25 protein-coding genes are annotated in these 25,883 nt (G+C 67.9%); 9 read left to right on the plus strand and 16 right to left on the minus strand.

Going from position 1 to position 25,883, the window contains the following annotated elements; genetic code table 11:
* Positions 1 to 9: 9 nt before the first annotated feature.
* From gspD to gspG, 9 genes are all read right to left on the minus strand, one after another.
* On the minus strand, positions 10 to 2,373 hold the full coding sequence (gene gspD / locus AC57B5_RS23460; RefSeq protein WP_197944288.1) for a type II secretion system secretin GspD: 2,364 nt from the start codon (positions 2,371 to 2,373) through the stop codon (positions 10 to 12).
* Between the two features lie 3 nt (positions 2,374 to 2,376).
* Positions 2,377 to 3,180, minus strand: a complete 804-nt coding sequence (gspN, locus tag AC57B5_RS23465; protein WP_065346788.1) for a type II secretion system protein N — start codon at positions 3,178 to 3,180, stop codon at positions 2,377 to 2,379.
* 2 nt (positions 3,181 to 3,182) lie between these two features.
* Positions 3,183 to 3,743: a type II secretion system protein M gene (locus tag AC57B5_RS23470; protein WP_013800653.1), complete on the minus strand. Its 561-nt coding sequence runs from the start codon at positions 3,741 to 3,743 to the stop codon at positions 3,183 to 3,185.
* Positions 3,740 to 4,984 (minus strand): type II secretion system protein GspL, encoded by a 1,245-nt coding sequence (gene gspL, locus AC57B5_RS23475; RefSeq protein ID WP_013800654.1) that lies wholly within the window; start codon positions 4,982 to 4,984, stop codon positions 3,740 to 3,742. The genes AC57B5_RS23470 and gspL overlap by 4 nt, the downstream gene beginning before the upstream one ends.
* A gap of 44 nt (positions 4,985 to 5,028) precedes the next feature.
* Positions 5,029 to 6,006, minus strand: a complete 978-nt coding sequence (gspK, locus tag AC57B5_RS23480; protein WP_043822088.1) for a type II secretion system minor pseudopilin GspK — start codon at positions 6,004 to 6,006, stop codon at positions 5,029 to 5,031.
* Entirely contained in the window at positions 6,003 to 6,710 is a 708-nt protein-coding gene (locus AC57B5_RS23485) for a prepilin-type N-terminal cleavage/methylation domain-containing protein (protein ID WP_013800656.1), read from the minus strand. The genes gspK and AC57B5_RS23485 overlap by 4 nt, the downstream gene beginning before the upstream one ends.
* On the minus strand, positions 6,711 to 7,109 hold the full coding sequence (gene gspI, locus AC57B5_RS23490) for a type II secretion system minor pseudopilin GspI (protein WP_445609965.1): 399 nt from the start codon (positions 7,107 to 7,109) through the stop codon (positions 6,711 to 6,713).
* Positions 7,106 to 7,561 (minus strand): GspH/FimT family pseudopilin, encoded by a 456-nt coding sequence (locus AC57B5_RS23495; RefSeq protein ID WP_013800658.1) that lies wholly within the window; start codon positions 7,559 to 7,561, stop codon positions 7,106 to 7,108. The genes gspI and AC57B5_RS23495 overlap by 4 nt, the downstream gene beginning before the upstream one ends.
* An 82-nt stretch (positions 7,562 to 7,643) precedes the next feature.
* Entirely contained in the window at positions 7,644 to 8,120 is a 477-nt protein-coding gene (gspG, locus tag AC57B5_RS23500; protein WP_012207486.1) for a type II secretion system major pseudopilin GspG, read from the minus strand.
* A 22-nt stretch (positions 8,121 to 8,142) separates the two neighbouring features.
* Between gspG and AC57B5_RS23505 the strand changes: the two genes are divergently transcribed.
* Positions 8,143 to 8,616 (plus strand): type II secretion system protein N, encoded by a 474-nt coding sequence (locus AC57B5_RS23505; RefSeq protein ID WP_013800659.1) that lies wholly within the window; start codon positions 8,143 to 8,145, stop codon positions 8,614 to 8,616.
* Between the two features lie 6 nt (positions 8,617 to 8,622).
* On the opposite strand, the gene AC57B5_RS23510 is transcribed toward AC57B5_RS23505, so the two are convergent.
* The 3 genes from AC57B5_RS23510 to ilvA are packed head-to-tail and all read right to left on the minus strand — an operon-like array spanning position 8,623 to position 11,618.
* Complete coding sequence (locus tag AC57B5_RS23510; RefSeq protein WP_496400447.1) at positions 8,623 to 9,225, minus strand: histidine phosphatase family protein; 603 nt, start codon at positions 9,223 to 9,225, stop codon at positions 8,623 to 8,625.
* Positions 9,222 to 10,034 (minus strand): adenosylcobinamide-GDP ribazoletransferase, encoded by an 813-nt coding sequence (locus AC57B5_RS23515; protein ID WP_496400448.1) that lies wholly within the window; start codon positions 10,032 to 10,034, stop codon positions 9,222 to 9,224. The genes AC57B5_RS23510 and AC57B5_RS23515 overlap by 4 nt, the downstream gene beginning before the upstream one ends.
* Before the next feature lie 30 nt (positions 10,035 to 10,064).
* The gene (ilvA, locus tag AC57B5_RS23520; RefSeq protein WP_013800662.1) at positions 10,065 to 11,618 is read right to left on the minus strand and encodes a threonine ammonia-lyase, biosynthetic; all 1,554 of its coding nucleotides are present in this window, start codon (positions 11,616 to 11,618) and stop codon (positions 10,065 to 10,067) included.
* Between the two features lie 366 nt (positions 11,619 to 11,984).
* Here ilvA and AC57B5_RS23525 point away from each other — a divergent pair, with 366 nt between their 5' ends.
* Entirely contained in the window at positions 11,985 to 12,437 is a 453-nt protein-coding gene (locus AC57B5_RS23525) for an OsmC family protein (RefSeq protein WP_012207481.1), read from the plus strand.
* Between the two features lie 109 nt (positions 12,438 to 12,546).
* Here the strand turns inward: AC57B5_RS23525 and coq7 are convergent, their stop codons facing one another.
* Positions 12,547 to 13,164 carry a 2-polyprenyl-3-methyl-6-methoxy-1,4-benzoquinone monooxygenase gene (coq7, locus tag AC57B5_RS23530; RefSeq protein ID WP_034397083.1) on the minus strand — a complete coding sequence of 206 codons (618 nt, stop codon included), beginning with the start codon at positions 13,162 to 13,164 and terminating at the stop codon, positions 12,547 to 12,549.
* A gap of 331 nt (positions 13,165 to 13,495) precedes the next feature.
* On the opposite strand from coq7, the gene AC57B5_RS23535 reads away from it, so the two are divergent.
* The 3 genes from AC57B5_RS23535 to AC57B5_RS23545 all read left to right on the plus strand — a co-directional run bounded on the left by AC57B5_RS23535 (position 13,496) and on the right by AC57B5_RS23545 (position 17,243).
* Positions 13,496 to 14,551, plus strand: a complete 1,056-nt coding sequence (locus AC57B5_RS23535; protein WP_013800663.1) for a porin — start codon at positions 13,496 to 13,498, stop codon at positions 14,549 to 14,551.
* A 182-nt stretch (positions 14,552 to 14,733) separates the two neighbouring features.
* The gene (locus tag AC57B5_RS23540) at positions 14,734 to 15,882 is read left to right on the plus strand and encodes a porin (RefSeq protein WP_013800664.1); all 1,149 of its coding nucleotides are present in this window, start codon (positions 14,734 to 14,736) and stop codon (positions 15,880 to 15,882) included.
* A gap of 134 nt (positions 15,883 to 16,016) precedes the next feature.
* Positions 16,017 to 17,243 (plus strand): M20 aminoacylase family protein, encoded by a 1,227-nt coding sequence (locus AC57B5_RS23545; protein ID WP_012207476.1) that lies wholly within the window; start codon positions 16,017 to 16,019, stop codon positions 17,241 to 17,243.
* A gap of 15 nt (positions 17,244 to 17,258) precedes the next feature.
* Here the strand turns inward: AC57B5_RS23545 and AC57B5_RS23550 are convergent, their stop codons facing one another.
* The gene (locus AC57B5_RS23550; RefSeq protein ID WP_012207475.1) at positions 17,259 to 17,861 is read right to left on the minus strand and encodes a TetR/AcrR family transcriptional regulator; all 603 of its coding nucleotides are present in this window, start codon (positions 17,859 to 17,861) and stop codon (positions 17,259 to 17,261) included.
* Between the two features lie 206 nt (positions 17,862 to 18,067).
* Between AC57B5_RS23550 and fabF the strand changes: the two genes are divergently transcribed.
* Positions 18,068 to 19,393 (plus strand): beta-ketoacyl-ACP synthase II, encoded by a 1,326-nt coding sequence (gene fabF, locus AC57B5_RS23555; RefSeq protein WP_496400449.1) that lies wholly within the window; start codon positions 18,068 to 18,070, stop codon positions 19,391 to 19,393.
* 28 nt (positions 19,394 to 19,421) lie between these two features.
* Here the strand turns inward: fabF and AC57B5_RS23560 are convergent, their stop codons facing one another.
* A complete protein-coding gene (locus AC57B5_RS23560) occupies positions 19,422 to 20,267 on the minus strand; it encodes a MurR/RpiR family transcriptional regulator (RefSeq protein WP_016448717.1) in 846 nt (281 codons plus the stop codon).
* Positions 20,268 to 20,475: 208 nt separating this feature from the next.
* On the opposite strand from AC57B5_RS23560, the gene tal reads away from it, so the two are divergent.
* From tal to AC57B5_RS23575, 3 genes are all read left to right on the plus strand, one after another.
* Complete coding sequence (gene tal / locus AC57B5_RS23565; protein WP_034397078.1) at positions 20,476 to 21,429, plus strand: transaldolase; 954 nt, start codon at positions 20,476 to 20,478, stop codon at positions 21,427 to 21,429.
* Between the two features lie 4 nt (positions 21,430 to 21,433).
* The gene (gene pgi, locus AC57B5_RS23570; protein ID WP_496400450.1) at positions 21,434 to 23,056 is read left to right on the plus strand and encodes a glucose-6-phosphate isomerase; all 1,623 of its coding nucleotides are present in this window, start codon (positions 21,434 to 21,436) and stop codon (positions 23,054 to 23,056) included.
* A gap of 231 nt (positions 23,057 to 23,287) precedes the next feature.
* Positions 23,288 to 24,187 carry a transporter substrate-binding domain-containing protein gene (locus tag AC57B5_RS23575; protein WP_012207470.1) on the plus strand — a complete coding sequence of 300 codons (900 nt, stop codon included), beginning with the start codon at positions 23,288 to 23,290 and terminating at the stop codon, positions 24,185 to 24,187.
* Here AC57B5_RS23575 and pdxR read toward each other — a convergent pair.
* Positions 24,172 to 25,698 carry a MocR-like pyridoxine biosynthesis transcription factor PdxR gene (pdxR, locus tag AC57B5_RS23580; protein WP_496400451.1) on the minus strand — a complete coding sequence of 509 codons (1,527 nt, stop codon included), beginning with the start codon at positions 25,696 to 25,698 and terminating at the stop codon, positions 24,172 to 24,174. The genes AC57B5_RS23575 and pdxR overlap by 16 nt on opposite strands.
* Positions 25,699 to 25,883: the final 185 nt, after the last annotated feature.

Below are 25,883 nucleotides of genomic sequence, written 5' to 3' on the forward strand. Positions count from 1 at the left end.
CTTCCTGCCTCAGAGCGCGCCGGGGGCTGCCGGCACGGCGGGAGCGGCGGGCTGCGGCTGGGTGAAGTCGATCAGCTCGGGCTTTGCGCCCGGCACGTTGACGATGGCGGCCGGGTTGGTGAACGAGCCGGGGTCCGGCTGGGGCGTCAGCGTGGGCAGCACGGGCGCGGCATTGACCGAGCGCAGCAGGGCGCTGGGCTCGGGCTGCAGGCTCTGTTGCTGAGCGCGAATGGCTTCGTAGCGCTCGGAAGAGACCTGGTTGGTCGCAGTCGCATCGCGCATCACCACGGGGCGCAGGAAGACCATCAGGTTGGTCTTGTTGCGCTTGCGGTTGGTGTTGCGGAACAGGTTGCCGACCACGGGGATGTCGCCCAGCAGAGGCACCCGGTCCTCGGCCTGGGAGTAGTTGTCGTCGATCAGGCCGCCGAGCACGACGATGTTGCCGTCCTCGACCAGCACGTTGGACTCGATGGAGCGCTTGTTGGTGGTCAGGCCGTTGGTGTCCTTGCGCGTGGACTCGTCCACCGAGGAGACCTCCTGGAACACGGCCAGCTTCACCGTGCCGTTCTCGTTGATCTGCGGGCGCACGCGCAGCATCAGGCCCACGTCCTTGCGCTCCACCGTGGTGAACGGGTTGACCGTGCCGCCCGTGGAGTTGCTGGCGTAGGAGCCCGTGACCATGGGCACGTTCTGGCCCACGATGATGCGCGCCTCCTCGTTGTCCAGCGTCATCAGGTTGGGCGTGGACAGGATGTTGGCGTCACCGCTGTTTTGCAGGAAGTTGGCCAGAAAGCCCAGAGTGTCCTTGCCGTTGACGCGCTGCGTGAAGCCGAGGTTGGTGCCCCTCAGGCTGGTCAGCGTGTCGCCCGTGATGGCGCTGCCATCGAGGCCTCCATCCTTGACCAGGCCGAGCAGGTTCAGGATGTTGGCGCCCGCCACATTGGAGTTCGTGCCCAGGGTGCCGATCACGCGGCCGTTGTTGCTGAGCATGGCCTGCCACTGGATGCCGAACTGGGCCAGCCGGTTGTCCTTGATTTCGACGATCAGGCTTTCGATCAGAACCTGGGCGCGGCGGCCGTCGAGCTTGTCGATCACGGCGCGCAGTTGGCGATAGACGGGCGGCGGGGCCGTGATGATCAGCGAGTTGGTCGAAGGATCGGCCTGGATCATGCCGCCCGTGGACGGCTGCTGGGCCACGCCCAGCGCGCCGCCGCCACCGCTGCTGCCCAGGCCCGAGGACGAGCCCATGCCCATGGATGCCGTGCCGCTGGAGTCGCGCGAGACCACGGGCTGCGAGGTGGGAATGGAGGACATGCCGCCGCCCTGCGGCGTGGTGCCGCCCGCACCGGGCTGGCCGCTGGCCGTGCCCGCGGCTGTGGCCTGGGCGCCTATGGCCGCGCGCAAGGTGGCGGCCAGCGCCACGGCGTCGGCGTTCTTCAGATAGACCACATGGATGTTGCCCTGGTCGCCGCCGCCGTTCATGGCGGGCTGGTCCAGCCGCGCGATCAGCGAGCGCACCTGGGCCAGGCGTGCGGGGTTGGCCGCGCGCAGCACGATGGAGTTGCTGCGCGGCTCGGCCATCAGCGAGGTCTTGAAGGCGTTGTCGCTCTGGCCCGGAATATTGGCGCCGCCGGCGGTCACGGTGAGGCCGCCGGGGCTGGCCGTGCCGCCTTCGATCAGGCGCGAGACCAGGGCCACCATGTCGGTGGCCACGGCATGGCGCAGCGGGATGATTTCGACATCGGTGGCGTTGGACACATCCATGGTCGCCACGATGCGCGAGATGCGCTGCAGGTTGTCTGCGTAGTCGGTGATGACCAGCGAGTTGTTGCCCGGGTTGACGTTGATGGTGTTGTTGGGGCTGATCAACGGGCGCAGCACGGGCACCAGGTTGGCCGCGTTCTCGTAGTTGAGCTTGAAGATCTGGGTGACGATCTGGCTGCCCGCGCTGCTGCGGCTCGCGCCCACGGCCACTTCGCTGGCCTGCAGCTTGGCGTCGGCTTCGGGGATGACCTTGTACAGGCCGGCCGATTCGACAATGGTGAAGCCCTGCAGGCGCAGCGCGGCCAGGAACTGCTGGTAGGCGGTGGCAGGCGGCACGGGCCTGTCGGTCAGCAGCGTGATCTGGCCCTTGACGCGGGGGTCGACCACCACGTTGCGGTTGGTGATGGCGCCGATGGCGCGCGAGACGGCCTCGATGTCGGCGCCTGAGAAATTCAGTGTCACAGGCTCGCCGGGGCGCAGGCTGGGCGTGGCGCCGGCCGGTGCGTTGGTCTGAGCCTGGGTCGTGCCAGCGGTGCAGGCCAGCATGGCGCTGACGGCCAGCGTGTGCAGGGTGTTGCGCCAGAACGGGGTCGTGTGCTGCTGAGTCATGGATCAACCAAAGGAAATGATGGACCGGGGCCCCTGGCGCCGTCCCAGAATGTTGAGCAGGTTGGACAGCGCGGTTTCGCGCTCCGGGCTGGCCGAGGCCTCGCCCTGGAAATGCAGCCGCTGGCCCACCCATTGGCCCTGGCCGCTCAGGCGCAGGTCGCCGGTCAGGGTACTGAGCTGCAGCTGCGGGCTGTCGCCCCCGAGGATGTCCAGCCGGTAGCTGCCCAGCGGGCGCAGCGGTGACAGGCGTGAGGATACGGCCAGCGCCTCCAGGCGCGTGCTGCCTTCGCTGCGCCAGCGGCCCGATTGCCACAGCAGCTGCAGTTGCAGGGCCTGCGTGGCCAGCCGCAGCTGGCCTTGCAGGTCCACCGTGTTCCAGGGCGTGCCCAGACCGGACAGCAGGGAGGCGGGCCAGCGCGTGTCGCTGTCATGCACCACGGCGCTCAGGCCCTGCCAGCGGGGCAGCAGGTCCAGCACCACGGGCGTGGGTGTGCAGCATTCGCTGCGCAGCTGAATGCGGGCGCCGTCCAGTCGCGGGCGCAGCGTCCATTCCAGTCGTGTGGGCAGGGCTGTGCGGTCGCGGCTGCCAGCGCCTCCGGTGAAGACCAGGGAGGCCGAGCCATTCCACAGCGTGCCGCGCGGCTGCTGCAGCAGCACCTGGCCCTGCGTGGCCGAATCCACGCCGCGCGCCAGCCAGGCGGCGGGCGCCCAGACGACGGTGGTGGCCACCAGGCCGCACAGGGCACCGGCCAGCGCCCAGCCGCGCGGTGCGCGCAGGGCCGGCTGGGAGCGGGGCTTGCGTTGCATGCTCAAGGCGCCCGCGACGGATCGACGGGCAGGTCCAGCACCAGGCTGCCATCCCAGCGCACGGCATCGGCAGCGCCTGCTGCGCCGGAGGCGGCGGCAGTGCTTGCAGAGGCACTGCGGGCCAGCTTCATCTCGGCCGGAACGGCATGGGTGTTGCTGCGGACCTGGGCCAGCCAGCGCGCCAGCGCGGCGGCGGGTGCGGCCTTGAGCGTGATCTGTGCGCGGTCGCCCATCCAGTTCAATTGGGCGGAGGCGCCCAGTTCGGCGGACAGCGAGCTTTGCAGCAGCGCCTTGGCATCGCCGACCACGGGGCGTGCGTTGCCGCGCAGCTGCTCGGCCTCGGCCTGCAGCAGCTGCATCTGGCGCAACTGGCGGTCGGCCTGGGCATGGCGTTCGGGCGCGGTGCGCAGGCTGTGCAGGGCGGGGGCCAGGGCTACCCACCACAGCAGGGCCAGTGCCACCACGCCACCGGCCAGCAGGGTCATGTTCTGTTCACGCGGCGCCAGGGCATTCCAGCGCGCGCGCAGGGGTGCCAGGCTTTGGCGGGATGCGCGCATGTTCATGGCCGGGCCTCCTGGGCAAGCAGCAGATCGGCGCCGTCACGCTGCAGTCGCAGGCCGCTGCCGGCCAGATGTTGTTGTGCCTGCTCCAGTGCCTCGGCCTCCAGCGAGACGCCCTTGAGGCGCAGCTGCCGGTCCTGATAGTCCATGGCCTGGGGCAACTGTCCAGCGGGCAGGGCCCGGGATGCGGCGGCCAGCAGGGGCTCCAGGTCGCCCTGCGTCAGCGCGCCGGCGGTCTGGCGCAGCGTGGCGACTTCGCGCTGCATTTGAACGGGCGCGTCGACGATGACGGGCACGCGGGGAAAGCTGGTAGCCAGCGTGGAGCGCACCTGGACCTGCTTGGCCGCGATGGCGCGGTTCTCGGTCCAGGCCCAGGCATTGAGGCCCACTACCTGGGCCAGCAGGGCGAGCACGGCGCCCCAGCGCGCGGCCTTCCATTGCGGCGCGCGCAGAAAGCTTTGCCAGCCGTCGAGCATGCGCCGCCGTGTGCGGCTGCCGCCGCCCAGATCCAGGTCGAACTGGGCCAGATCCCAGCTTTGTGCGCGGGCCGCCAGGCCGCGCTGGGCGTCCGTCAGCAGGCTGACGGGGCGCTGCAGGGCCTCGGCGGCGCGGGCCAGCGCCGGGTCGGCCTGGATCGGGGTGTCGGGGGGCAGGGCCTGAAGCAGGGCGGCCAGCATGGCCGGGTCGGCACTGTCGGTGCGCAGCGGCAGGCAGGCCAGCGAGTCCATGCCCTGCGGGGCGGTGCTCAGGCCGGTGGCCAGCAGCCAGGCCGATTCGGGTGAGCCCACGGCCCAGAGCTGGGGCGTGGCCTGGGGCGGACATTCCGGCACGATGCGGCCCACGGGCCGCCCTGCGGATTCCAGGGCCTGAAGGTGGGCATGGAGCCAGGCCTTGTTGCAGGCGGCAACCCAGCAGGGCTCGCCTGCGCGTGCCTGCGGCTGCAGGGCCAGGTGCAATTGGGAGGGCTCGTCGAGCAGGCGCTCTTCCAGCAGCCCGTCGAGCACGGCGCGCAGGCGCACATGTCCGCGCCGGCTTCCCGTAGGCACGCCATGGGGGAGGCTGACCAGATGCCAGGACAAGGCCTGGTGCGGCACCACGGCAACCGTCTGGCCGGTGCGGCCAGGATCGGGCAGCAGGCCTGCGGCGGCGTGGCCATGCCGGTCGGCGCGCAGGCCGTCACTGCTGAGTGCGTAGGCGTATTCGCCAGCGGGGCCCGCAGGCAGATGAAGAATCAAGGTGCTCATGGGCGGAAGCGGGCATTGTAGGGGGCGAGTGTGACAGCCATCTGTCATGGCGCGGGAGCTTCGGGCAATCCCCAGTCCCCCCTCTCACGCCAGATGGTAGTGACTGTCATGTTGTTGCGACGCAACATGGAGCGTTCGCTGGCCACGATCTCGCCCAGGCGCATGCGGCCACGCGCCTCGAAGAAGCTGGTGGCCACCGACAGGTTCTGTCCTTCGAATTTCTGCGGCAGGCCCAGCGCGTTGGAGGCATCGGCCAGGCTGCGCAGCGGGCGCGATGCGCGCAACTGCACCAGCTGGCTGGCCTGGGACCAGGTCAGGTCCTCCACGCTGGCCCAGATGACTTCGGCGCTGGCGGTGTTGAGGTTGACGGGCGTGTTCTCGGGCAGCAGGGTGATGTAGGGCTCCAGGCGCGCGACGACCTCGGGCGGCAGGCCCAACCAGCCGAACTGGCGCAGCGTGCGCGGCATCAGCAATTGCGCGCCCTCGCCAGGGGTGGCGGCTGCGCGCAGGGCCTGGACGATCTGCGTGGCATAGGCAGGGGGCAGGTTCAGGCGCTCCAGCAGGCGGGACAGCGGGCGCAGGGTTTCGGGCTTGTCGGGGGCGCTCAGCAGGTTGCGCAGGTTCAGGCGCGACTGCAGGTCGATGATCTGGCCCGAGAGAAAGGCGTCCTGCATGTCGGCCATGCCGTCATCGACCTGGCTGACGTTGTTCTGCGCCGCCAGAAAGGTGGACAGGCGCGCCTCCTGCAGCGGCACGGCCCAGGGTTCGGCCAGATGGTCCACCTGCAGGCTGGTGCGCGCATCCTCGGCCAGCACCACGCGCGACCAGTCCAGCGCACCCAGCAGGATCCAGGCGGCCTGCATGCGGTTGCGCTCGGCGGTCTCGACCTCCACGCTGCGCCACTGCTGCCACAGCGCGGTGGCGGCGAACGTGGCCACCAGGGTCACCGTGAGCATGGCGGCCAGCAGGGCCACGCCACGGTGGCGGCGGCGGCCGGGCAGGGGGCGGGGTGCGCGCATCATGATCGGCTGTTGGAGCGCAAGGGGTTGACCCAGTCCATGGTGACGCGGCCAGGAATGGCGCTGTCGGGCGGCAGGGTCAGTTCGACGCGGATGCCGTCGGGAATCGTGGGCAGCTGCGCGCTGCTGTTGGTGCCGCCGGACGGCGGGTTGACCGTGCCCGTGCCGTTGTCCGAGCCGCTGGACTGCGGATTGCTCCAGGCGTTGTCGCGGTAGTAGTACAGGCGCCATTGGTCCAGGGGCATCAGCACGGTTTCGCGCCGGCGCTGGTCGTCCGAGGGGTTGCGCCCCCATTGCGATCCCTGGTTCCAGGCATCGCGCCACTGTGCGCGCGTGCGCAGCGGCGGCGACTGCCAGCGCAGCCACTGGTCGCGTCCGGCCGTCTGGCGGCGCGCCCAGGCGACGACCACGGCGCCGTCGTCCACGGCGGCGCTGCTCTTGCGGGTCATGCGCAGCACCTGGCCGTCCCAGTCGATGACCTGTGTGTTTTCAAGCGGCATCAGCGCTTCGAGGTCGGCATTCCATTGGGCGATGACGGTCTGCAGCACCATCTGCTGCTCGTTGCGGGCACGAATGGTCTCCTGCGAGCGCACCATGCTGTCCAGTCCGCGCCAGCTCACCAGGGCCAGCAGGGCCATGACGGCGATGGCCACCATCAGCTCCACCAGGGTGAAGCCGTGCGTGCGGGAAGGGTGGCGCAAGCGCATTCAGAAGCGTCCCACGATGGTGGATACGCGCAGCACGGGATGCTCTGCCGTGACCACCAGGGCATCGACACGGCGGAAGCTGGGATTGGGCGTGGGCCGCACGCTGAGCCGGACCTGCAGTTGCCGGCCGCCCTGCTCGCAGGTGAGGCTGTTGTCGCCCACGGGCGGCATCTGGCGCGACAGGCGCATGCGCACCAGCTCGTTTTGCGCACACAACTGGGCCAGCAGCACCTCGGACTGGCGCTCGGCATTGAGCGTCAGGGCCGATGTGGCCTGCAGACCGGCCATGAGCGCAATGCCCACGATGCCCAGGGCCACCAGCACCTCGATCAGCGTGAAGCCGCGTGCCGGGCGCCTGGGGACACCGTGCTTTCGGCGCGGTCCGTGGAGGGCTGTCATGGCAGGGACTGCACGGCAAAGGGGCGCAGTCCATCCGTGGTCACGCGCAGCGGCGGGCTGGTGGAGTCGCGCAGCGTCAGCGTGACGGACTGGGGTGGAATCAGCGGCTCGGGGCCCAGCACCAGCGGCGTGGCCGGCTGCGCCTGCACACCGGGCTGCAGCCACTGGGAAGGCAGTTGTGCGCTGGCCGGCAGTCCCTCGAAGCGAAAGCCCTGCGGCATGGGCCGCCAGCGCACGGGCACGCCGTTGGCACGGGCCTGGGCTCGGGCCGACTCCAGCAGCGCGGCCAGGCGTTCGGCCTCGCGCTCCAGCTGTGCCTGTCCGCTGTCGCGCAGCGACAGGCTCACGCCTGCGGCGGCAATCGCCATGATGCTGATGACGACCATCAGCTCCAGCAGGGTGAAGCCGCGCGAAGGGGTGGACAGGGAGGAGGGAGCGGTCTGGCGGGGCATGAGAGCAGGCAGGCCCGCCGGGAGTGCGGGCCTGTGGTGCGGTGCGGCGCGGCCCCTGCGGGCCGTCGCCCGGGCCATCGACTTATTGCCAGCTGCCGATGTCGGCATCCTTGCCCTCTCCGCCGGCCTGGCCGTCGGCGCCAAAGGACATGATGTCGATGGGGCCCTTGATGCCAGGATTCAGGTACTGGTAGGGGCGGCCCCAGGGATCGTTGGGCAGCTTTTCCAGGTAGGGCTTCCAGTTGTTGGGCAGCGGTCCGCTCGTGGGGCGGACGATCAGGGCCTGCAGGCCTTGCTCGGCCGTGGGGTAGCGCTGGTTGTCCAGGCGATAGAGCTTGAGCGCCTGGGAGATGTTGGTGATGTCGGTGCGTGCAGCCGTGACGCGGGCATCGTCGGCGCGGTCCAGCACATTGGGCACGATCAGGGCCGCCAGCACGCCGATGATGACCAGGACCACCATCAGCTCGATCAGCGTGAAGCCGCGCTGGACGGCAGTGCGCAGGGCAGGCAACGGACGGCGGGGAAGGCTGGTCATGGAACGGTGCAGCAAATTGGACATATCGCTCCATCATAATCGCGCGATGGTGACACTTTCATTGAACCGCGGCCAGGCCCGGACCTGGCATGTCAAGGCGGCCACATTCGTGCTCTGGCTGCTGGCTGCCGGCGTCGTGGCTTTCTGGGCCATGCGCCTGGGCAACGGCGGCGCGGGAGCGCCCGTGCCACCCGCGCCCGCTGAGCCCTTGCAGGTCGATGCGCCCGCGCTGGCGCAGGCCCTGGGAGGCGTGGCAGCCGCGCAGGGCGCCGTCGTCCCCGCTGCAGCGCCTGTGGTCTCGCGCTATGCGCTGGTCGGTGTGCTGGCCGGGCGCGACAGCGGCGGCGGAGCGGCGGTCATCGCCGTGGGCAACCAGCCGGCCAAGCCCTTCCGCGTGGGGCGCGCCGTGGAAGACGGCGTGGTGCTGCAGTCGGTGTCGGGCCGCGAGGCGCGCCTGGGCCCCAGGGTCGATGGCCCGGCTTCCATCACGCTGCAGATTCCCCTGCCCGACAAGCGCTGATCCCGGTCAACGCGGCAACGGCAGGTCCAGCGCCAGCCAGCCGCCAAAGTCAGGCGCGGGCAGCGTCCATTGGGCCGCCTGGGGCAGGGCGCTGCCTTCGCGCATCAGCCATTGCACGCAGCGCGCCACGCCGGCATGGGTGATCCAGACGGTGTCGCGTGCGGCGCCATCGCCCACCGAACCCCTGCTCGCCTGCTGCAAGGCCTCATCCACTCTGCGCAGCATGGTCGCCAGGGACTCTCCCCGGCCCGGCGCGTGCCCGGCAAGGTCTGCCGCCCAGGCATCGATGGCGCTGCGGTCCAGCGCATCCCAGGGCTGGCCTTCCCACTCGCCGAAGTCCATCTCCAGCAGGCGGCTGTCCGCTGCCGATGCCAGGCCGGGCCGCAGTGCCTGCAGGGCCCGGGCCAATTGACGGCATCGGCGCAGTGGCGAATGCACCAGCAGGCAATCCGCAGGCAGGGCGAGGTGCAGGGCCTGCGCCGCATCGGCAGTGGCCTGGGCGTCGGCTTGCATGTCAAGCCGGCCATAGCAGATGCCGGGCGCCACCAGGGGGCGAGCATGGCGTACCAGCCAAAGGCGTGGTGCCGGTTTGGCGCAGGCGGAGTTCATGGCACGCGCACCAGCACGGCGGCAGCCCCCAGCAGCATGGCCAGTTCACAGACCTGCTGGGCAGCGCCCAGGCAATCTCCCGTCATGCCGCCCAGCCGGCGGCGCAGCCAGCGCACCATGGCGGCCGTGGCCAGGGCGCCGGGCAGGACCAGGCCGATGACGATCGGCAGGCCCGCCAGCCAGCCTGTCAGCGCCAGGGCGGGCAGGCACCAGAGGGTTGCCGCGACCAGGCCCCTGGCAGCCATTGGCCGACCCGCGGCGTGCAAGGCCTTGGAGTGGGTGGCCTGGCCCACATAGGGAAGGCATTGCATGAGGGCCAGCGGCGCCATGCGCGACAGCACATGGATGCTGCACAGCAGCAAGGCCGCCCATTGCATGTTGATGTCGACCAGCAGCGCGACCAGGGATAGCTTGGCCAGCAGCGCCATCACCAGGGCCATGGCGCCGTAGGCTCCCAGGCGCGAATCCTTCATGATTTCCAGCGCGCGCTCGGGCGGGACAAAGCCGCCCAGGCCGTCGGCCACATCGGCCAATCCGTCTTCGTGCAGTCCCCCGGTGAGCCACAGCGTGGCCACGGTGGAAAGAACGGCGGCAACCAGCGGCATCCAGGGGCTGGGCCCCAGCAGCCAGCCCGTTGCCGTCAGGCACGCTGCGCCCCATGCGCCCACCAGCCAGCCGACGCCGGGCAGATGGGCAACGCTGGCGTGCTGCAGCTGGGGGCTCCAGCCAGCCCAGGCGGCCAGCCGCCCCGTGACCGGGATGCGGCTGAAGAACTGGACGGCCAGGACAAAGTGGCGAAGCGGCTGCATGGGCGTGTCAGTGCCGGCCAGCCAGGTCCGTCACTTGAGGAAAAGCTGGTAGGCCGGGTTGGCGGTTTCCTCGACCCAGGGGTAGCCAAGATTGCTCAGGAAGGCGTCGAATTTCTTGCCATCCTTGGCGGGCACCTGCATGCCGACCAGGATGCGGCCGTAGTCGGCGCCTTGGTTGCGGTAGTGGAACAGCGAGATGTTCCAGGTCGGCGCCATCAGGCTGAGGAACTTGAACAGTGCGCCGGGGCGTTCGGGGAAGACGAAGCGCAGCAGGCGCTCTTCCTGCGCCAGCGGCGAATGGCCGCCGACCATGTGGCGCAGATGCTCCTTGGCCATGTCGTCGAAGGTCAGGTCCAGCGCCTCGAAGCCCTGCTTCTCGAAGTTCCTGGCGATCTTCTCGGACTCGCCGCGTGCCGCCGTGGTCAGGCCCACGAAGACATGGGCCTTGTTCTCGTGGCTGATGCGGTAGTTGAATTCGGTCACGTTGCGCGGGCCGCCGGGCAGCTTGCCCACCGCTTCGCAAAAGCGCTTGAAGCTGCCGCGCTCCTCGGGGATGGTCACGGCGAACAGGGCCTCGCGCTCCTCGCCCACCTCGGCCCGCTCGGCCACGAAGCGCAGCCGGTCGAAGTTCATGTTGGCGCCGCACAGGATGGCGGCATAGGTCTCGCCCTTGGTCTTGTGCTTGGCAACGTACTGCTTGATGGCCGCCACGGCCAGGGCGCCGGACGGCTCGACGATGGAGCGCGTGTCCACGAAGATGTCCTTGATCGCGGCGCAGACGGCATCGGTATCGACCACCACGTAGTCGTCCACCAGGCCCTGGGCGATGCGGAAGGTTTCCTCTCCCACCAGCTTGACGGCCGTGCCGTCGGCGAACAGGCCCACGTCGGCCAGCTCCACGCGGTGGCCGGCGCGCACGGACTGCAGCATGGCGTCCGAATCCTTGGTGTGTACGCCGATCACCTTCACGTCGGGGCGCACGGCCTTGATGTAATTGGCCACGCCCGAGATCAGGCCGCCGCCGCCGATGGCGACAAAGACCGCGTCCAGGCGCGGGCTGCCCAGCTTTTGCAGCTGGCTCAGCATTTCCATGGCAATCGTGCCCTGGCCGGCGATCACGTAGGGATCGTCGAAGGGGTGCACAAAGGTCAGGCCCTTTTCCTTTTGCAGCTTGACGGCGTGCTTGTAGGCGTCGGAATAGCTTTCACCGGCCAGTTCCACCTCGCCGCCCAGCGCCTGCACCGCATCGATCTTGACCTGGGGCGTGGTGGTCGGCATCACGATCACGGCACGGCAGCCGAGCTTGCGTGCGCCCAGGGCCACGCCTTGCGCATGGTTGCCGGCGGAGGCGCAGATCACGCCCTTTTCCAGCTGCTCGGCCGACAGGTGCGCCATCTTGTTATAGGCGCCGCGCAGTTTGAAGCTGAACACCGGCTGCTGGTCCTCGCGCTTGAGCAGCACCTTGTTGTGCAGGCGGCGGCTCAGCGCCTTGGCGGGCTCCAGGTCCGACTCCACGGCCACGTCATAGACGCGCGCGGTAAGGATCTTGGTCAGGTAGTCGGCAGGGGTCAGGGGGTGGTTCATCGTCGGCGAAAGGCTGGAGAGCAGCAGGCCGGGAGGCGGCCCGTCGGTATCAGGCGGCCATCATAGGCGCTTGTGAATCATGCTGCAGTGCAGCGTCCTGCACAGGCCGGGAGCGACGAAACCAAAAAAAAGCCCCAGGCTGTAAAGCCGGGGGCTGAATCCACCAATAGAGGAGGTGGAGGAGACAACTGGTGCGATGCAGAGCGAAGTTGGTTCACAATCTGCAGTCCATCTGGAGGGGTGTCCGGGTTAACCCTTCAGATAACGCTTGGGTGCATTGTATGCACGACAGGTGCTGCGTTGCAACAAAATCAGGGTTTTTGTGTAGTTGATGCAAAATAGCAACAGTTTTTTGAGGACGCAACAATGGAATGCACAGTGAGTTGGACAGGCGGCACGACCGGCATGCGCTCGGGCATGGGCTTCGTGGCGGAAACGGGCAGCGGCCACGTGGTCAATATGGATGGGGCGCCGGATGCGGCCAACCCCGCCAATGGAGGGCAGAACCAGGCACCCCGCCCCATGGAGATGCTGCTGGCCGGCGCCGGTGGCTGTACGGCCTATGACGTGGTGCTGATCCTCAAGCGCGGCAGGCATGCCGTCAAAGGCTGCAGCGTCAAGCTCACCTCGGAGCGCGCCGATGCGGACCCCAAGGTGTTCACCAAGATCCACATGCAGTTCACCGTCAGCGGCACGGGTCTGCCCACGGGTGCGGTGGAGCGCGCCATCGCCATGAGCCATGACAAATACTGCTCGGCCACCATCATGCTGGGCAAGACGGCCGAGATCACCACGGGATTCGACATCGTCGAGGCCTGATGTCAGCCGATGGCCGGGCTGGCACCTCGGCGCGGCCCTCCTGAAATGAAGAAAGCGGGCAAGGCCCGCTTTTTTTGGATGGAATGCTGTTTCAGATGTTTCTGAAGGTTCAGATGCGGTGGGCGGTTGTCGTCATCACCTTGGCTGCCAGGCGCATCAAGGCGCGGGCGGGGGGCGGCAATTCCAGGGCACCGGCTTCGCGCGCAGCGGCGGCATGGCGTTCCTCGTCATCCTTCATGCGGGCCACCACGGCCAGCGAGGCGCGGTCTTCCTCGGGCAGCAGGTCCAGGTGGCTTTCCAGATGGGCGGACACCTGCTCCTCCGTCTCCACCACAAACCCCAGGCTGGCCGCGTCGCTGATCTTGGCGGCCACCACGCCAATGGCGAAGGCGCCGGCAAACCACAGCGGGTTCAGCAGGCTGGGCCGGTCGCCCAGGGCGTTGAGCCGGTCGCGGGTCCATGCCAGGTGGTCGGTCTCCTCGCGCGCCGCCTCCAGCAGGTGCTCGCGCAGCACCATGTCGCGCGTCACCATGGCCTGGGCGTTGTACAGCGCCTGGGCGCAGACCTCTCCGACGTGATTGACGCGCATCAAGGCGCCCGACAGCCGACGCTGTGCCTCGGTCAGCTCTCCCTCCGCGATGCCGGCGGCCGGGGAGCGTTCGGCGGCGGAAGGCTGTGCAAACAGGGTGCGAAGCGCCGCATCGGCGGCAGTCAGTATCTTGTCCATGGGCGGTCCCTAGAGCGGAAAATCTTGGCAAATTCAGGGTCTGAACGGTACACCAGGACGCCATGCCCTCTCTTTGTGCAAGCGCAACAAGGCCGGCGCGATGTTCGGGTTGGGCCTGATTGTGTTGGCTTGCAGGTTTGTTGCGGCAGTGCAACGAAAAACGGGGGGTAATGCCCGTTTGTGGGTGAATTTCTTTGCATGGGCAGCGGTGGTCTGGTGCAATAGGCCCTAACTTCCCCACCAGGAGGTTGGCGCGGGAAACCGGTGGAGCATCAGGCCAAGCCTCTCTTCCTCACGACCGGCGCCCTTCTAAACCTTGGAGTAACTCGTAATGAAAAAATCTCTGATTGCCCTGGCAGTGCTGGCTGCTTCCGGCGCCGCAATGGCTCAATCCTCCGTGACCCTGTTCGGTATCGTCGACACTGGCGTTGCCTACGTGAACAAGGACGCAGCTGGCGACAGCCGTTACGGCCTGGGCACCAGCGGCGCTTCCACGAGCCGTCTGGGCCTGCGCGGCACGGAAGACCTGGGTGGTGGTCTGAAGGCTGGCTTCTGGCTGGAAGGCGAAATCTTCGGTGACGATGGCAACGCCAGCGGCTTCAACTTCAAGCGTCGTTCCACCGTGAGCCTGTCGGGCAACTTCGGTGAAGTGCGCCTGGGCCGTGACCAAGTCCCGACCTTCCAAAAGCTGACCTCCTACGACCTGTTCAGCGCCACCGGTATCGGCCAATTCATGGGCTTCCGTAACTGGGCAGCTGGCCAAGGCGCCGACGACAACGGCATCCGCGCTAACAACCTGATCTCGTACTACACCCCCAACTTCGGCGGTTTCAACGCCGGCTTTGGCTACGCTTTCGACGAAAAGCAAACCATCGGTACTGCTGACAGCGTCGGCCGTTACATCGGCGGTTACGTTGCATACGACAACGGCCCCCTGAGCGCCAGCCTGGGCCTGGCCCAGCAAAAGACTGCCGTTGGCGGCCTGGCTACCGACCGTGACGAAATCACCCTGGGTGCTTCGTACAACTTCGGCGTTGCCAAGCTGAGCGGCCTGCTGCAACAGACCAAGTTCAAGCGTGACATCGGCGGCGACATCAAGACCAACTCCTACATGCTGGGTGCTTCGGCTCCTGTCGGCGGCGTGGGCGAAGTCAAGCTGCAATACGCTCTGTACGACCAAAAGGCCATCGACTCCAAGGCTCACCAGATCACTCTGGGCTACGTCCACAACCTGTCCAAGCGCACCGCTCTGTACGGCAACCTGGCGTTCCTGAAGAACAAGGATCTGTCGACCCTGGGCCTGCAAGCCAAGGGCGTGTACGCTGGTGGCGTGCAAGCTGGCGAAAGCCAGACTGGCGTGCAAGTCGGCATTCGCCACGCTTTCTAATGAACGGCTGGCGTAAGCCAGTTGCCATTTGAAGCAAAAAAGAGCCAGTCTTCGGACTGGCTCTTTTGTTTTGTGCTAGGGAAAGACCTGTGTTGTGCTTGTGCCAACGGTGACGAGGCGGGAAAAGCGTTTCTAGAATGAAATTTCCACCAACCAATCGTTAACAAGAGAGAGACAACACAATGAATTCTTCATTCGTGAAAAAGAGCGTGGCACTGGCGGTGTTGGCAGCAACGGCACCCTTGGCAGCATTCGCCCAGCAAAGCAGCGTGCAGCTGTACGGCATCGTCGATGCCGGCGTGCGCCACACCACCAATGAAGGCCCGACCAAGAGCGGCAAGACCCAGATGATCGGCGGCGGCATGTCGCAAAGCCGCTGGGGCATCAACATCACCGAGGACCTGGGCGGCGGTCTGGCAGCCATTGCCAACCTGGAAGCCCGTTTCCTCACCGACACCGGCGAGCAGGCTGCAGCCAGCTACTTCCAGCAATCCTGGGTGGGCCTGCGCAGCAAGAGCTTTGGCCAGGTCACCCTGGGCCGCCAGTACAACATGCTGTTCGACCTGGTGACCTCCACCTATGCCTCCTTCCCGTACTCGCCGTACATGGAGGCCTACAAGCCTGAAATCGGCATGTCCATGGGCGCGCGCGCCAGCAACATGGTCAAGTACCTGGCCGAGTTCGGCCCCGTGCGCGGCGCCCTGCAGTATTCGTTCGACGAGAACAACACCTTCGACAAGGTCGGCACCGGCGTGGCCCCTGGTGGCGCCATCAAGACGGCCGGCGGCTATCTGCGTTATTCGCAAAGCGGCATCTCCGCAGGCGCCGGCTACCTGGGCACCACGCTGCCGGCCGGCACCAAGGTCGATGCCTATACCCTGGGCGGCTCGTACCGTGTGGGTCCCTGGTACGTCAACCTGGGCTACGGCCTGAACAAGCGCAAGGACGCATTCCCGGCCGCAACCGCAGGCGGTGGATTCGACCAGGCCATCCTCAACTCCTTCTGGACGGGCTCGTCCAACGGCGGCTTCGTGGCCGGCGACGCCAACAAGCGCCAGATGTACAAGATGGGCTTCGGCTACCAGATCACGCCCCAGATCAATGTGGGCGCGCATTACTACCATGCCAAGCAGTCGGGCTCGGGCACGGGTAATTTCAATGGCAAGGCAGACTTCCTGGTGGCGGTGGTCGACTACGCCTTCTCCAAGCGTACCGATGCCTATGTGGCCCTGGACCACACCAAGACCAGCGGTGGCTCGGGCGTGATGCTGGACGCCAATGGCGCCACCAAGCGCACGGGCTTCACCGTCGGCCTGCGCCATCGCTTCTGAACACGCGGCGTCTGCGCAACGAAAGGCCTCCTTCGGGAGGCCTTTTTGTTTCCTGTCGATGGGCTGACGGTGGGCGGGCGCGATTTCCTGCGTTAAGGTAATGCGCAGGCCAACGAAGCGAAAGAACCAAGGCTATGGAAGCCACTCGATACAAGGCAGGCGGTCGGGCCTTTGCCCAGATCGCCCAGTACCACCCGGAGCTGACGGCGCTGCGCCGCGAGCTGCATGCGCATCCGGAGCTGGGATTCGAGGAGCGCTTCACGGCGGCGCGCGTCAAGGAGGCCTTGCGCCAGTGCGGTGTGGACGAGATCCATGAAGGCCTGGGCACCACGGGCCTGGTAGCCGTGATCCGCGGGCAGGGCCACAGTTCGGGCGCCATGGTGGGCCTGCGTGCCGACATGGACGCACTGCCCATGGTCGAGCACAACGAATTTCCCTGGAAGTCCGGCAAGCAGGGGCTGATGCACGGCTGCGGGCATGACGGCCATACGACCATGCTGGTGGGCGCCGCCCGCTACCTGGCAGCGACGCGGCGCTTCGACGGCTCGGCCGTGCTGGTCTTTCAGCCCGCCGAGGAAGGGCGCGGTGGCGCGCGGGCCATGATTGCCGATGGTCTTTTCGACCGCTTTCCGATGCAGGCCGTGTACGCCATGCACAACTGGCCCGCCATGCGTGCGGGCACGGTGGGCATCAACATGGGCGCGATGATGGCGGCGGCCGACCGCATCACCATCGAGATCACGGGGCGCGGCGGCCATGGTGCGCATCCCTACCAGACGGTGGACGTGGTGCTGGCGGCCGCGCACATCACCACGGCCGTGCAGAGCATCGTCTCGCGCAATGTGCGCGCCATCGACAGTGCCGTCATCAGCCTGTGCGCAGTGCAGGCCGGGGATCTGGGCGCCTTCAGCGTGATGCCGGGCACGGCAACGCTGGTGGGAACTGTGCGGACCTTCGACCCCGCCGTGCAGGACCGTGTCGAGCAGCGCCTGCAGGAGTTGTGCAGCGCGGTGGCGCTGGGGCTGGGTGCCACGGCCAAGGTCAACTACGAGCGCATCTATCCCGCCACCATCAACTCCCCCACGGAAGCCGCCTTTGCTGCCGATGTGGCCCAGTCGCTGGTGGGGGTGGAGAACCTGGACCGGCAGCTGGAGCCCAGCATGGGTGCCGAGGACTTTTCGTTCATGCTGCAGCACAAGCCCGGTGCCTACCTGCGCCTGGGGCAATCCACGGGCGCCCAGCCCGGGGTGCCGCTGCACAGCAGCCGGTATGACTTCAACGACGAAGTGCTGCCGCTGGGCGCTGCCCTGCACGCCAGCCTGATCGAGCAGGCGATGCCGCTGCATTCGCAGGACGTATAGCGCAGGCGGAGCGGGTCAACGGGCCTGGCTCTCGGGCGCAAGAAGGTGGGCCTGCACCGTTTTCAGAATCTCGTCGGACAAGGCTGGATTGGCTGCGACCGTGGCGCGTGCCAGGACCAGGGCGCCCACCATGCTGCTGAGCATGGCCATGGCCTGGGCGCGCTGTGTGGCATCGGGTGCCTGATCGTCGCCAAGTGTGCCGATCACGCGCGCAAATCTGCCGATGTTGCGTTCCACCCCTTCGGCGAACACCGCTGAAAGATCGCCGCCTGCTCGGGCCACGTCCACGGCCAGCGCCGCAGCGGGGCAGCCCTCGCCGGGGCTGTCGCGGTGCTGTGGCGACAGATAGGACTGCACGCGCGCGGCAAGGCTGCCGGCCTGTTCACCCTGCAGGCCGTCCAGCGGCGCGATGGACCAGTCGAAGGCGCGTGCGCAGGCCTCGCGCACCAGCGCATCCTTGGATTCGAAGTGGCGATAGAGCCCGCCGTGCGTGAGCCCCGCGCCGCGCGTCACCTCGGCCACGCCGACGCCGTCCAGCCCGTGCTCGCGGTACAGCCGTGCGGCGGCTTCGAGGATGTCCTGCCGGTTCTGCGCGGCCTGGGCTTTCGTGACTTTCATGTGCGCTGTCCAATGATTGTGGTCGTTATCAAAACACGTTTATGATGACGGCCATCATCATAAATCAGCCCCCGCCATGGCCTGTGCACCATGTTCTGCAGGGGCTGTGCACTCTACAGGGAAGAACCGATGAATGCCTGTTCACTTCTGCGCAGCCTGCTGCCTGGGCCCGCTCCGACCTCCGCACGGTGTGCCGGGAGCGGCTCATGAATACGGCCCATACGGCCCATACGTCCCAGACGTCCCATACGGCTGCCCACCTGCCTCGCCGCGTGGTCATCACGGGCATGGGCATGGTCTCGCCGCTGGGGCGGGGCACTGAATTGGCCTGGCGCCGGCTGCTGTCCGGCGCATCGGGCCTGAGCCGGCTGCCCGAGGATCTGGCGCCCGATGTGCCGGGCCAGGTGGCAGGCCAGGTGCCCGACCTGGCCCGCGACCCGGAAGGCGGCTGGGACATCGATGCCGTGGTCTCGCCCAAGGACCAGCGCAAGATGGACCGCTTCATTCCGCTGGCGCTGGACGCATCGGACCAGGCCCTGGCCCAGGCCGGCTGGCAGCCGGCCAGCGAGCAGGAGCGCACGCGCACGGCCTGCATCATTGCCTCGGGCATCGGCGGCTTTGGCGCCATTGCCCAGGCCGTGCGCACCACGGACAGCCGGGGGGTGTCGCGCCTGTCGCCCTTCACCGTGCCGTCTTTCCTGGTGAATCTCGCGGCCGGCCATGTGTCGATACGGCATGGACTCAAGGGACCGCTGGGTGCGCCGGTCACCGCCTGCGCAGCCAGCGTGCAGGCCCTGGGCGACGGCCTGCGCATGATCCGTTCGGGCGAGGCCGATGTGGCGCTGTGCGGCGGCGCCGAGGCAGCCATCGACCGCGTGAGCCTGGGCGCGTTCGCGGCGGCCAAGGCCCTTTCCACGGGATACAACGACCGCCCCGAAGAGGCCTCGCGCCCCTTCGACACAGGCCGCGACGGCTTTGTCATGGGCGAGGGCGCGGGCGCCCTGGTGCTGGAGGGACTGGACCACGCCCTGGCGCGCGGCGCCGTGCCGCTGGCCGAAGTCGTGGGCTACGGCACCAGCGCCGATGCCTATCACATCACCTCTGGCCCGGAGGATGGCGACGGCGCGCGCCGCAGCATGGCGCAGGCGCTGGCCATGGCCGGGCTGTCGCCGGATCAGCTGCAGTACCTCAATGCCCACGCCACCTCCACGCCCGTGGGGGACCGGGGCGAGCTGGCGGCCATGCGCTCCCTGTTTGGCGAGGGCAGCGGCGTGGCGATCAGCTCCACCAAGTCGGCCACGGGCCATTTGCTGGGCGCGGCGGGCGCGGTGGCGGCCATCTTCACGGTGCTGGCGCTGCGCGACCAGATGGCGCCGGCCACGCGCAATCTCGTGGAGCCCGATCCCCTGGCCCAGGGGCTGGACCTGATCGCCGGCGCGGCAAGGCCCTGGGCCATGGAGCATGCCCTGGTCAACGGTTTCGGCTTTGGTGGCGTCAACGCCTCGCTGGTGCTCAGGCGCTGGCAGGGCTGAACGAGGCGGGTGGGCCTGGGGGCCGGTGCTACGTGTAGCGCTTGGCCCGCAGGTTGTTCTTCATCTGCTCCAGCGCAGGCTGCAGGGCCGGGCCGATGCGCAGCGCCACGCAGGTGGCCAGCACGTCGATGACCAGCAGGTGCAGCAGGCGCGACACCATGGGGCTGTAGCGGTCGTAGCCCTCGGGATGGTCGGCGGCCAGATGGATGTGGCAGGCCGAGGCCAGGGGCGAGCCGCTGGCGGTGATGGCAATCGTGGTGGCGCCGTTCTTGCGCGCGATGTCGGCGGCGTCCATCAGGTCGCGCGTGCGGCCCGAGTTGGAGATGATCACCGCGCAGTCGCCGGGTCCCAGCAGGGTGGCGCTCATCACCTGCATGTGGCCGTCGCTGGTGGCCAGGCTGGTCACGCCCAGGCGAAAGAACTTGTGCTGCGCGTCCTGCGCCACGATGCCCGAATTGCCTGCGCCGTAGAACTCGATGCGCCGCCCCGTCTGCCAGGTCGAGGCGATGGCCTGCGCCGCCTGCTCTATGGCCGTGGTGCTGGCGGCATTGCGGTATTGCAGGAAGGCGGCCACGGCGTTGTCCACCACCTTGACCATCACGTCGCTGGTCTTGTCGTCGGTGTCCACGCTGCGGTGGATGAAGGGCACGCCCTCGCTGACGCTGCCGGCCAGCTTGAGCTTGAAGTCGGCCAGGCCGTCGTAGCCCATGCTGCGGCAAAAGCGCACCACCGTCGGCTTGCTGACATGGGCGCGCTCGGCCAGTTCGCGCACCGGCTGCCGTGCGAAGGCCCGTGGATCGGCCAGCACCAGGCGGGCCACGCGTTGTTCGGCGGGAGCAAGCGAGGGCAGCGAGGCGGTGATGCGGTCCAGCATTAGGCGGTGGGCGTTGTTCTATGGGTGAAGGGAAGCGGTTGCCGCAAGGCAGGTCCAGCGCGCATTTTGCATGAGCGGCAGCCTTCGCTTACTTTCCTGACGCCGATGCAAACCATGCGCGCGCATACACTTGGAGGATTTGCCGGTACAACCGCACCGCCCTGGTGCGATGCCGCCCCTCGCCAGACTCCCGCCCAAAGGATGTTCCATGAACCAGCTTGATGCGCTTCGACAGTACACGACCGTGGTGGCCGATACCGGCGACTTCCACCAACTGGCCCAGTTCCAGCCGCGGGATGCGACCACCAATCCCTCGCTCATCCTCAAGGCGGTGCAAAAGCCCGAGTACGCACCGCTGATGCGTGCCACCGTGGCCCAGTACAAGGGCCGCAGCCTCGACGAGGTCATGGACCGCATGCTGGTGCGCTTCGGCTGCGAGATCCTGAACACCATTCCGGGCCGTGTCTCCACTGAAGTCGATGCGCGCCTGTCCTTCAATACCTCGGCCACCGTGGCACGTGCCGAGCGCCTGATCGAGCTGTACCAGGCCGAAGGCGTGCACATCGACCGCGTGCTCATCAAGATCGCCTCCACGTGGGAAGGCATCGAGGCGGCGCGCCAGCTGGAGCTGCGCGGCATTCACACCAACCTCACGCTGCTGTTCTCGTTCTGCCAGGCCGTGGCCTGCGGACAGGCCAAGGTGCAGCTGATCTCGCCCTTCGTGGGCCGCATCTACGACTGGTACAAGAAGCAGGCCGGCGCCCAGTGGGACGAGGCCGCCATGGCCGGCGCTAACGACCCCGGCGTGCGTTCCGTGCGTGCCATCTACGAGCACTACAAGCACTTCGGCATCGCCACCGAGGTCATGGGCGCGAGCTTTCGCAACACGGGCCAGATCGTGGCACTGGCCGGCTGTGACCTGTTGACCATCGCCCCCGAACTGCTGGCCCAGCTGGGCGCCAGCGATGCGCCCCTGGCGCGCGCCCTGGACCCCGAGGCGGCGCGGACCCTGGAGCTCGATCCCGTGCACTACGACGAGGCCGGGTTTCGCCTGGCCCTCAACGAGGACGCCATGGGCACCGAAAAGCTGGCCGAAGGCATCCGCGCCTTTGCTGCCGACACGCGCAAGCTCGAAGCATTGATGCAGCAGGCCGCAGACTGATTGGATGAAGACCTTGCCCGTTCTGTGCAATACCTTGCCGGCATGGCCGGCACTTGAAAGCCATTTCCACGAAGACATCCAGACCCTGGATCTGCGCCAGGCCTTTGCCGCGGACGCGGGCCGGCTGGACGCGCTGAGCCAGCAGGCGCCCCATGTCTTTGCCGACCTGTCCAAGAACCTCTGGACCGAGCGCACCGAAGAGCTGCTGCGCGAGCTGGCGCAGCAGGCCGGCGTGCTGGCCCAGCGCGACGCCATGCTGGCCGGCGAGCCCGTCAACTGCACCGAGGGCCGTGCCGTCATGCACTGGCTGCTGCGCATGCCGCGCGACGGCGGCCAGCTGCGCCACTGCGCCACCGTGCAGCAGTGGCAGCCGGCCATGCACGAGGCGCTGGGCCAGGTGCACGAGACGCTGGACGCCATGCTGGCCCTGGCCGAGCAGGTGCGTGGCGACGAGGGCATCACCGACATCGTGAACATCGGCATCGGCGGCTCGCACCTGGGCCCCGAAGTGGTGGTCAATGCGCTGGAGGACTGGGTCGATGCGGGCAAGAATTTCCATTTCGTCTCCAACGTCGATGGCCATGAGCTCGGCCATGTGCTGCGCCGCGTGCGCCCGCACAGCACGCTGTTCCTGATCGCCTCCAAATCCTTCACCACGGCCGAGACCATGCTCAACGCGCACTCGGCGCGCCGGTGGTTCCTGGAGCAGGGCGGCAGCGAGGATGCGCAGGCCGCGTGCTCCATCGACCGGCACTTCGTGGCGCTCACCACCAATGTGCAGGCCGCAGCCGACTTCGGCATCCGCCGCACGCTGGGATTCTGGGACTGGGTGGGCGGGCGTTTTTCGCTGTGGTCGGCCATCGGCCTGCCCGTGGCCATCGCCATTGGCGCGGCGCAGTTCCGTGCGCTGCTGGGTGGCGCCCATGCCATGGATGCGCATTTCTTTTCCTCCGGCGTGGAGGGCAATCTGCCGCTGCGCCTGGGCCTGCTGGACGTCTGGTACCGCGATTTCTGCGGTTTCTCCAGCCGCTGCATTGCGCCGTACAGCCATGGCCTGCGGCGGCTGACCGCCTACCTGCAGCAGCTGGAGATGGAGAGCAACGGCAAGGGCGTGACGCGCGACGGGCAGACCCTGCCCGTGCGCACGGCACCCGTGATCTGGGGCGAGCCCGGCACCAATGGCCAGCATGCCTTCTTCCAGATGCTGCACCAGGGCCAGGACGTGATTCCCGTGGAGTTCATCGCGCTGCGCGACGGCGGCAAATACCTGGGCGCCCACCACCAGAGCCTGGTCGTCAACGCCATTGCCCAGGCCCAGGCCCTGATGGAGGGGCGCCACGGCGAAGAAGGGGCAGAGCGCCATTGCGCGGGCAACCGGCCCAGCAGCTTCCTGCTGCTGCAGCAACTGGACCCGGCATCGCTGGGCGCACTGATCGCGCTGTACGAGCACCGTGTCTTCTCCGCCGGTGCGGTCTGGGGCATCAACAGCTTCGACCAATGGGGCGTGGAGCTGGGCAAGCACCTGGCGCGCCAGCTGCATGCGCGCCAGGACAGTGGCGACTGGCAGGGCGTCGATGCTTCGACGCAGGGCCTCATGCACCGGCTTGCGGCAGGGTCGGCCGGCTGAACGGGCGCGGCGGGCCTGGGGCCACCGCGGCGCACCAGCAGGGTGCCGGGTCATGTGGGTGGAGCATGACCTTCTTCCATTTCATCGTTATGCACAGGCGCCTGATTGCTCGATAGTTGATGCAATCGCCTTGACGGCGGCCCTGCCTGGAGGCAGCCGGCGACGGCGGCACGGCAGGGTGGAGGCGCAGCGCGCCTTCGGACCTGCAACAACTATCCAAGGAGACCCTCGATGCGATTCGTACTGGCCCATGTGGCGATGGCATGTGTGGTGGCGGCAACTGGCGCTGCCCATGCACAGGAGGCGGCCGGCACGCTGGACAAGATCCAGAGCACAGGCAAGGTGGTGATGGGTGTGCGCGAAAGCTCGGCGCCCATGGCCTATGCCTTCGGCACCACGCAGAAGTACGTGGGCTACCACGTGGAGCTGTGCGAGAAGGTGCTGGCCCAGATCGTGCCCAAGGCCAAGATCGAGTACATGGCCCTGACCTCGCAGAACACCATGCCCCTGGTGCAGAACGGCACCGTGGACATCGGCTGCGGCCCGACCACGAACAACCTCGCTCGCCAAAAGCAGGTGGCCTTTGCCGTGACCACCTATGTGAGCCAGGTGCGCATGGCCGTGCGTGCCGACTCGGGCATCACCTCCTTCAAGCAGCTCGACGGCAAGCCCGTGGCGGCCTCGGCCGGCACGACCGCCGTGCAGCTGCTGCGCAAGTACGGGCGCGACAATGGCGTGAACCTGCCCACCTCACTGGGCAAGGACCATTTCGAGAGCTTTCTGATGCTCGAATCGGGCCGTGCCGATGCCTTCGTGCTGGACGACAACCTGCTGGCCGGCGTCATCGCCAACTCCAAGAACCCTGCAGGCTTCAAGATCGTGGGCGAGGTGCTGGGCTCCGAGCCCATCGCCATCCTGTTCCGCCGCGATGATCCCGCCTTCAAGAAGGCCGTGGACGACGTGCTGGTGGGCATGATGGCCTCGGGCGAAGTGGCGAAGATCTACGACAAGTGGTTCGTGCAGCCCATTCCGCCCAAGAATGCCCCGCTGAACCTGCCCATGAGCGACCTGCTCAAGCAGCTGCTGCAAAAGCCCAACGACAAGCCGCTGGAATCCTACGCGCAGCAGTGATTGCGGGCTGAGTCCAGCTCCATCACCGCCCGCGCCAACGCCTGGATGCCGGCATCGATCTGATCGGTGGCAATGGAGGACAGGCGCAGCCGGAAAAAGGGGCAGGGCTGGCGCGGCGTCGCAAAGAACGCGCTGCCTGCCTCGATCAGCACGCCGTGGCGGCGCGCCACGGCGGCCAGCGCATCGGCGTCCAGCCACGGCGGTGCCTGCACCCACAGCGATGCGCCGCCCTGGGGCTGGCGGAAGATGAAATCCGGCAGGTGCGCGCGCAGCGAGCGGTCCACCTGCGCCACGCGTTCCAGCATGGCCTGGTTCACGCGGCGCGCATGGGCCTCATGGTGGCCCAGCGACAGGAACAGCGCATAGGCGTGCTGCAGGAAAGCGCTGGGGTGGCGCACCATGGCATGGCGCAGCACGCGCAATTCATCGATCAGCGCGCGCGGCGCAACGATGTAGCCCAGCCGCAGCGCGGGCGACAGGCTCTTGGACAGCGAACCCACATAGATCACACGCCCGCCCTTGTCCAGGCTCTTGAGCGCGGGCATGGGCGTGCCCTGGTAGAGGTTCTCGGCCTCGTAGTCGTCCTCGATGATCACGAAATCGCCCTGCTCGGCGCGGCGCAGCAGCTGCTCGCGCCGCTGCAGGCTCAGCGTCACGGTGGTGGGGCTCTGGTGCGAGGGCGTGACGAACAGATAGTCCAGCGGCGGCAGGCCATCGACCACCACGCCTTCCTCGTCCACGGCCACGGGCACCCAGTGCGGGCGGCGCAGCGAAAAGGTGTTGCGCGCATGCGGGTGGCCCGGCTCCTCGAAGCCCAGGCGCTGCGAGGGGGCCAGCAGCGCGTCGGCCAGCAGGTAGAAGGCCTGCTGCGCGCCCACGGTGACCAGGATCTCTTCCTTGAGCGCGAACACCCCGCGCCGGGGCAGCAGGCGCAGGCGGATCTGCTCGATCAGGTCGGGCACATCGTCGGTCTCGAAGTCCGGCGTCCAGTGCGGCAGCTGGGCGCGCGCCAGGCTGCGCGTGCAGCATTCCCGGAAGCCTTCGGTGGGAAACAGCGCGGGATCGTGCATGCCGTAGACGAAGGGGTAGGGGTACTCGCGCCACTGCAGCGGCTTGGACAGCGTGTGCCTGTCCGTCAGCGAGCGCAGCACGCGTGCAGACCAGTCCGGCGCGGGCTCCCCGGGACTTGTCGCAGGCAGGGCCACGGCGCCGTCCACACCAGCCAGGCGCGAATCCCGGGCCACGAACACGCCGCTGCGCGGGCGGGCTTCCAGAAAGCCTTCATCCACGAGCTGCTCGTAGACCGTGGTCACGGTATTGCGCGACACCTCCAGCAGGCGCGACAGCTCGCGTGAGGGCGGCATGGCCGCACCGGGCGGCAGGCGGCCTTCGAGGATGGGCTGGACCAGGGCCAGGCGCAGGCGGTCCTTCAGGGGAAGGCCGGGCTGCTCGGGCAGCGCGAACAGGCGGGCCCACTGGTGGCGTGGGTCTGTGGCGGAAGGGGTGCTCATGGCGCAACGGAGGCAATCGGGGGGCGTTCTTGGCGCGGCCGGGCATAGGGCGCGCGGTCGGCGCCATGTTGCGGTGCGGGTGCGGGCAAGTAAAGGTTTGGGCCGGCCGACGCGGGTAAACACCGGGCCTCTGGCTCCTACGTTTGGACGGCTGTGGCCCCCGCGGCCCGCGCCCTTGTTGCGTA

The sequence above is a fragment of the Delftia sp. BGA-UO-ETr-SB1 genome, from assembly GCF_059567865.1.

Excerpts from the sequence above, each read along its gene's own strand:
- fabF (WP_496400449.1), top strand. The coding sequence starts at position 18,068 with ATGAATACGGCCCATACGGCCCATACGTCCCAGACGTCCCATACGGCT.
- AC57B5_RS23525 (WP_012207481.1), top strand. The coding sequence starts at position 11,985 with ATGGAATGCACAGTGAGTTGGACAGGCGGCACGACCGGCATGCGCTCG.
- AC57B5_RS23485 (WP_013800656.1), bottom strand. The coding sequence starts at position 6,710 with ATGCGCTTGCGCCACCCTTCCCGCACGCACGGCTTCACCCTGGTGGAG.
- AC57B5_RS23495 (WP_013800658.1), bottom strand. The coding sequence starts at position 7,561 with ATGCCCCGCCAGACCGCTCCCTCCTCCCTGTCCACCCCTTCGCGCGGC.
- AC57B5_RS23515 (WP_496400448.1), bottom strand. The coding sequence starts at position 10,034 with ATGCAGCCGCTTCGCCACTTTGTCCTGGCCGTCCAGTTCTTCAGCCGC.
- AC57B5_RS23560 (WP_016448717.1), bottom strand. The coding sequence starts at position 20,267 with ATGCTGGACCGCATCACCGCCTCGCTGCCCTCGCTTGCTCCCGCCGAA.
- gspK (WP_043822088.1), bottom strand. The coding sequence starts at position 6,006 with ATGATGCGCGCACCCCGCCCCCTGCCCGGCCGCCGCCGCCACCGTGGC.
- gspG (WP_012207486.1), bottom strand. The coding sequence starts at position 8,120 with ATGTCCAATTTGCTGCACCGTTCCATGACCAGCCTTCCCCGCCGTCCG.
- AC57B5_RS23470 (WP_013800653.1), bottom strand. The coding sequence starts at position 3,743 with ATGAACATGCGCGCATCCCGCCAAAGCCTGGCACCCCTGCGCGCGCGC.
- AC57B5_RS23540 (WP_013800664.1), top strand. The coding sequence starts at position 14,734 with ATGAATTCTTCATTCGTGAAAAAGAGCGTGGCACTGGCGGTGTTGGCA.
- gspD (WP_197944288.1), bottom strand. The coding sequence starts at position 2,373 with ATGACTCAGCAGCACACGACCCCGTTCTGGCGCAACACCCTGCACACG.
- AC57B5_RS23510 (WP_496400447.1), bottom strand. The coding sequence starts at position 9,225 with ATGAACTCCGCCTGCGCCAAACCGGCACCACGCCTTTGGCTGGTACGC.
- AC57B5_RS23550 (WP_012207475.1), bottom strand. The coding sequence starts at position 17,861 with ATGAAAGTCACGAAAGCCCAGGCCGCGCAGAACCGGCAGGACATCCTC.
- pdxR (WP_496400451.1), bottom strand. The coding sequence starts at position 25,698 with ATGAGCACCCCTTCCGCCACAGACCCACGCCACCAGTGGGCCCGCCTG.
- AC57B5_RS23575 (WP_012207470.1), top strand. The coding sequence starts at position 23,288 with ATGCGATTCGTACTGGCCCATGTGGCGATGGCATGTGTGGTGGCGGCA.
- pgi (WP_496400450.1), top strand. The coding sequence starts at position 21,434 with ATGAAGACCTTGCCCGTTCTGTGCAATACCTTGCCGGCATGGCCGGCA.
- gspN (WP_065346788.1), bottom strand. The coding sequence starts at position 3,180 with ATGCAACGCAAGCCCCGCTCCCAGCCGGCCCTGCGCGCACCGCGCGGC.
- gspI (WP_445609965.1), bottom strand. The coding sequence starts at position 7,109 with ATGACAGCCCTCCACGGACCGCGCCGAAAGCACGGTGTCCCCAGGCGC.
- coq7 (WP_034397083.1), bottom strand. The coding sequence starts at position 13,164 with ATGGACAAGATACTGACTGCCGCCGATGCGGCGCTTCGCACCCTGTTT.
- AC57B5_RS23505 (WP_013800659.1), top strand. The coding sequence starts at position 8,143 with ATGGTGACACTTTCATTGAACCGCGGCCAGGCCCGGACCTGGCATGTC.
- gspL (WP_013800654.1), bottom strand. The coding sequence starts at position 4,984 with ATGAGCACCTTGATTCTTCATCTGCCTGCGGGCCCCGCTGGCGAATAC.
- AC57B5_RS23545 (WP_012207476.1), top strand. The coding sequence starts at position 16,017 with ATGGAAGCCACTCGATACAAGGCAGGCGGTCGGGCCTTTGCCCAGATC.
- AC57B5_RS23535 (WP_013800663.1), top strand. The coding sequence starts at position 13,496 with ATGAAAAAATCTCTGATTGCCCTGGCAGTGCTGGCTGCTTCCGGCGCC.
- ilvA (WP_013800662.1), bottom strand. The coding sequence starts at position 11,618 with ATGAACCACCCCCTGACCCCTGCCGACTACCTGACCAAGATCCTTACC.
- tal (WP_034397078.1), top strand. The coding sequence starts at position 20,476 with ATGAACCAGCTTGATGCGCTTCGACAGTACACGACCGTGGTGGCCGAT.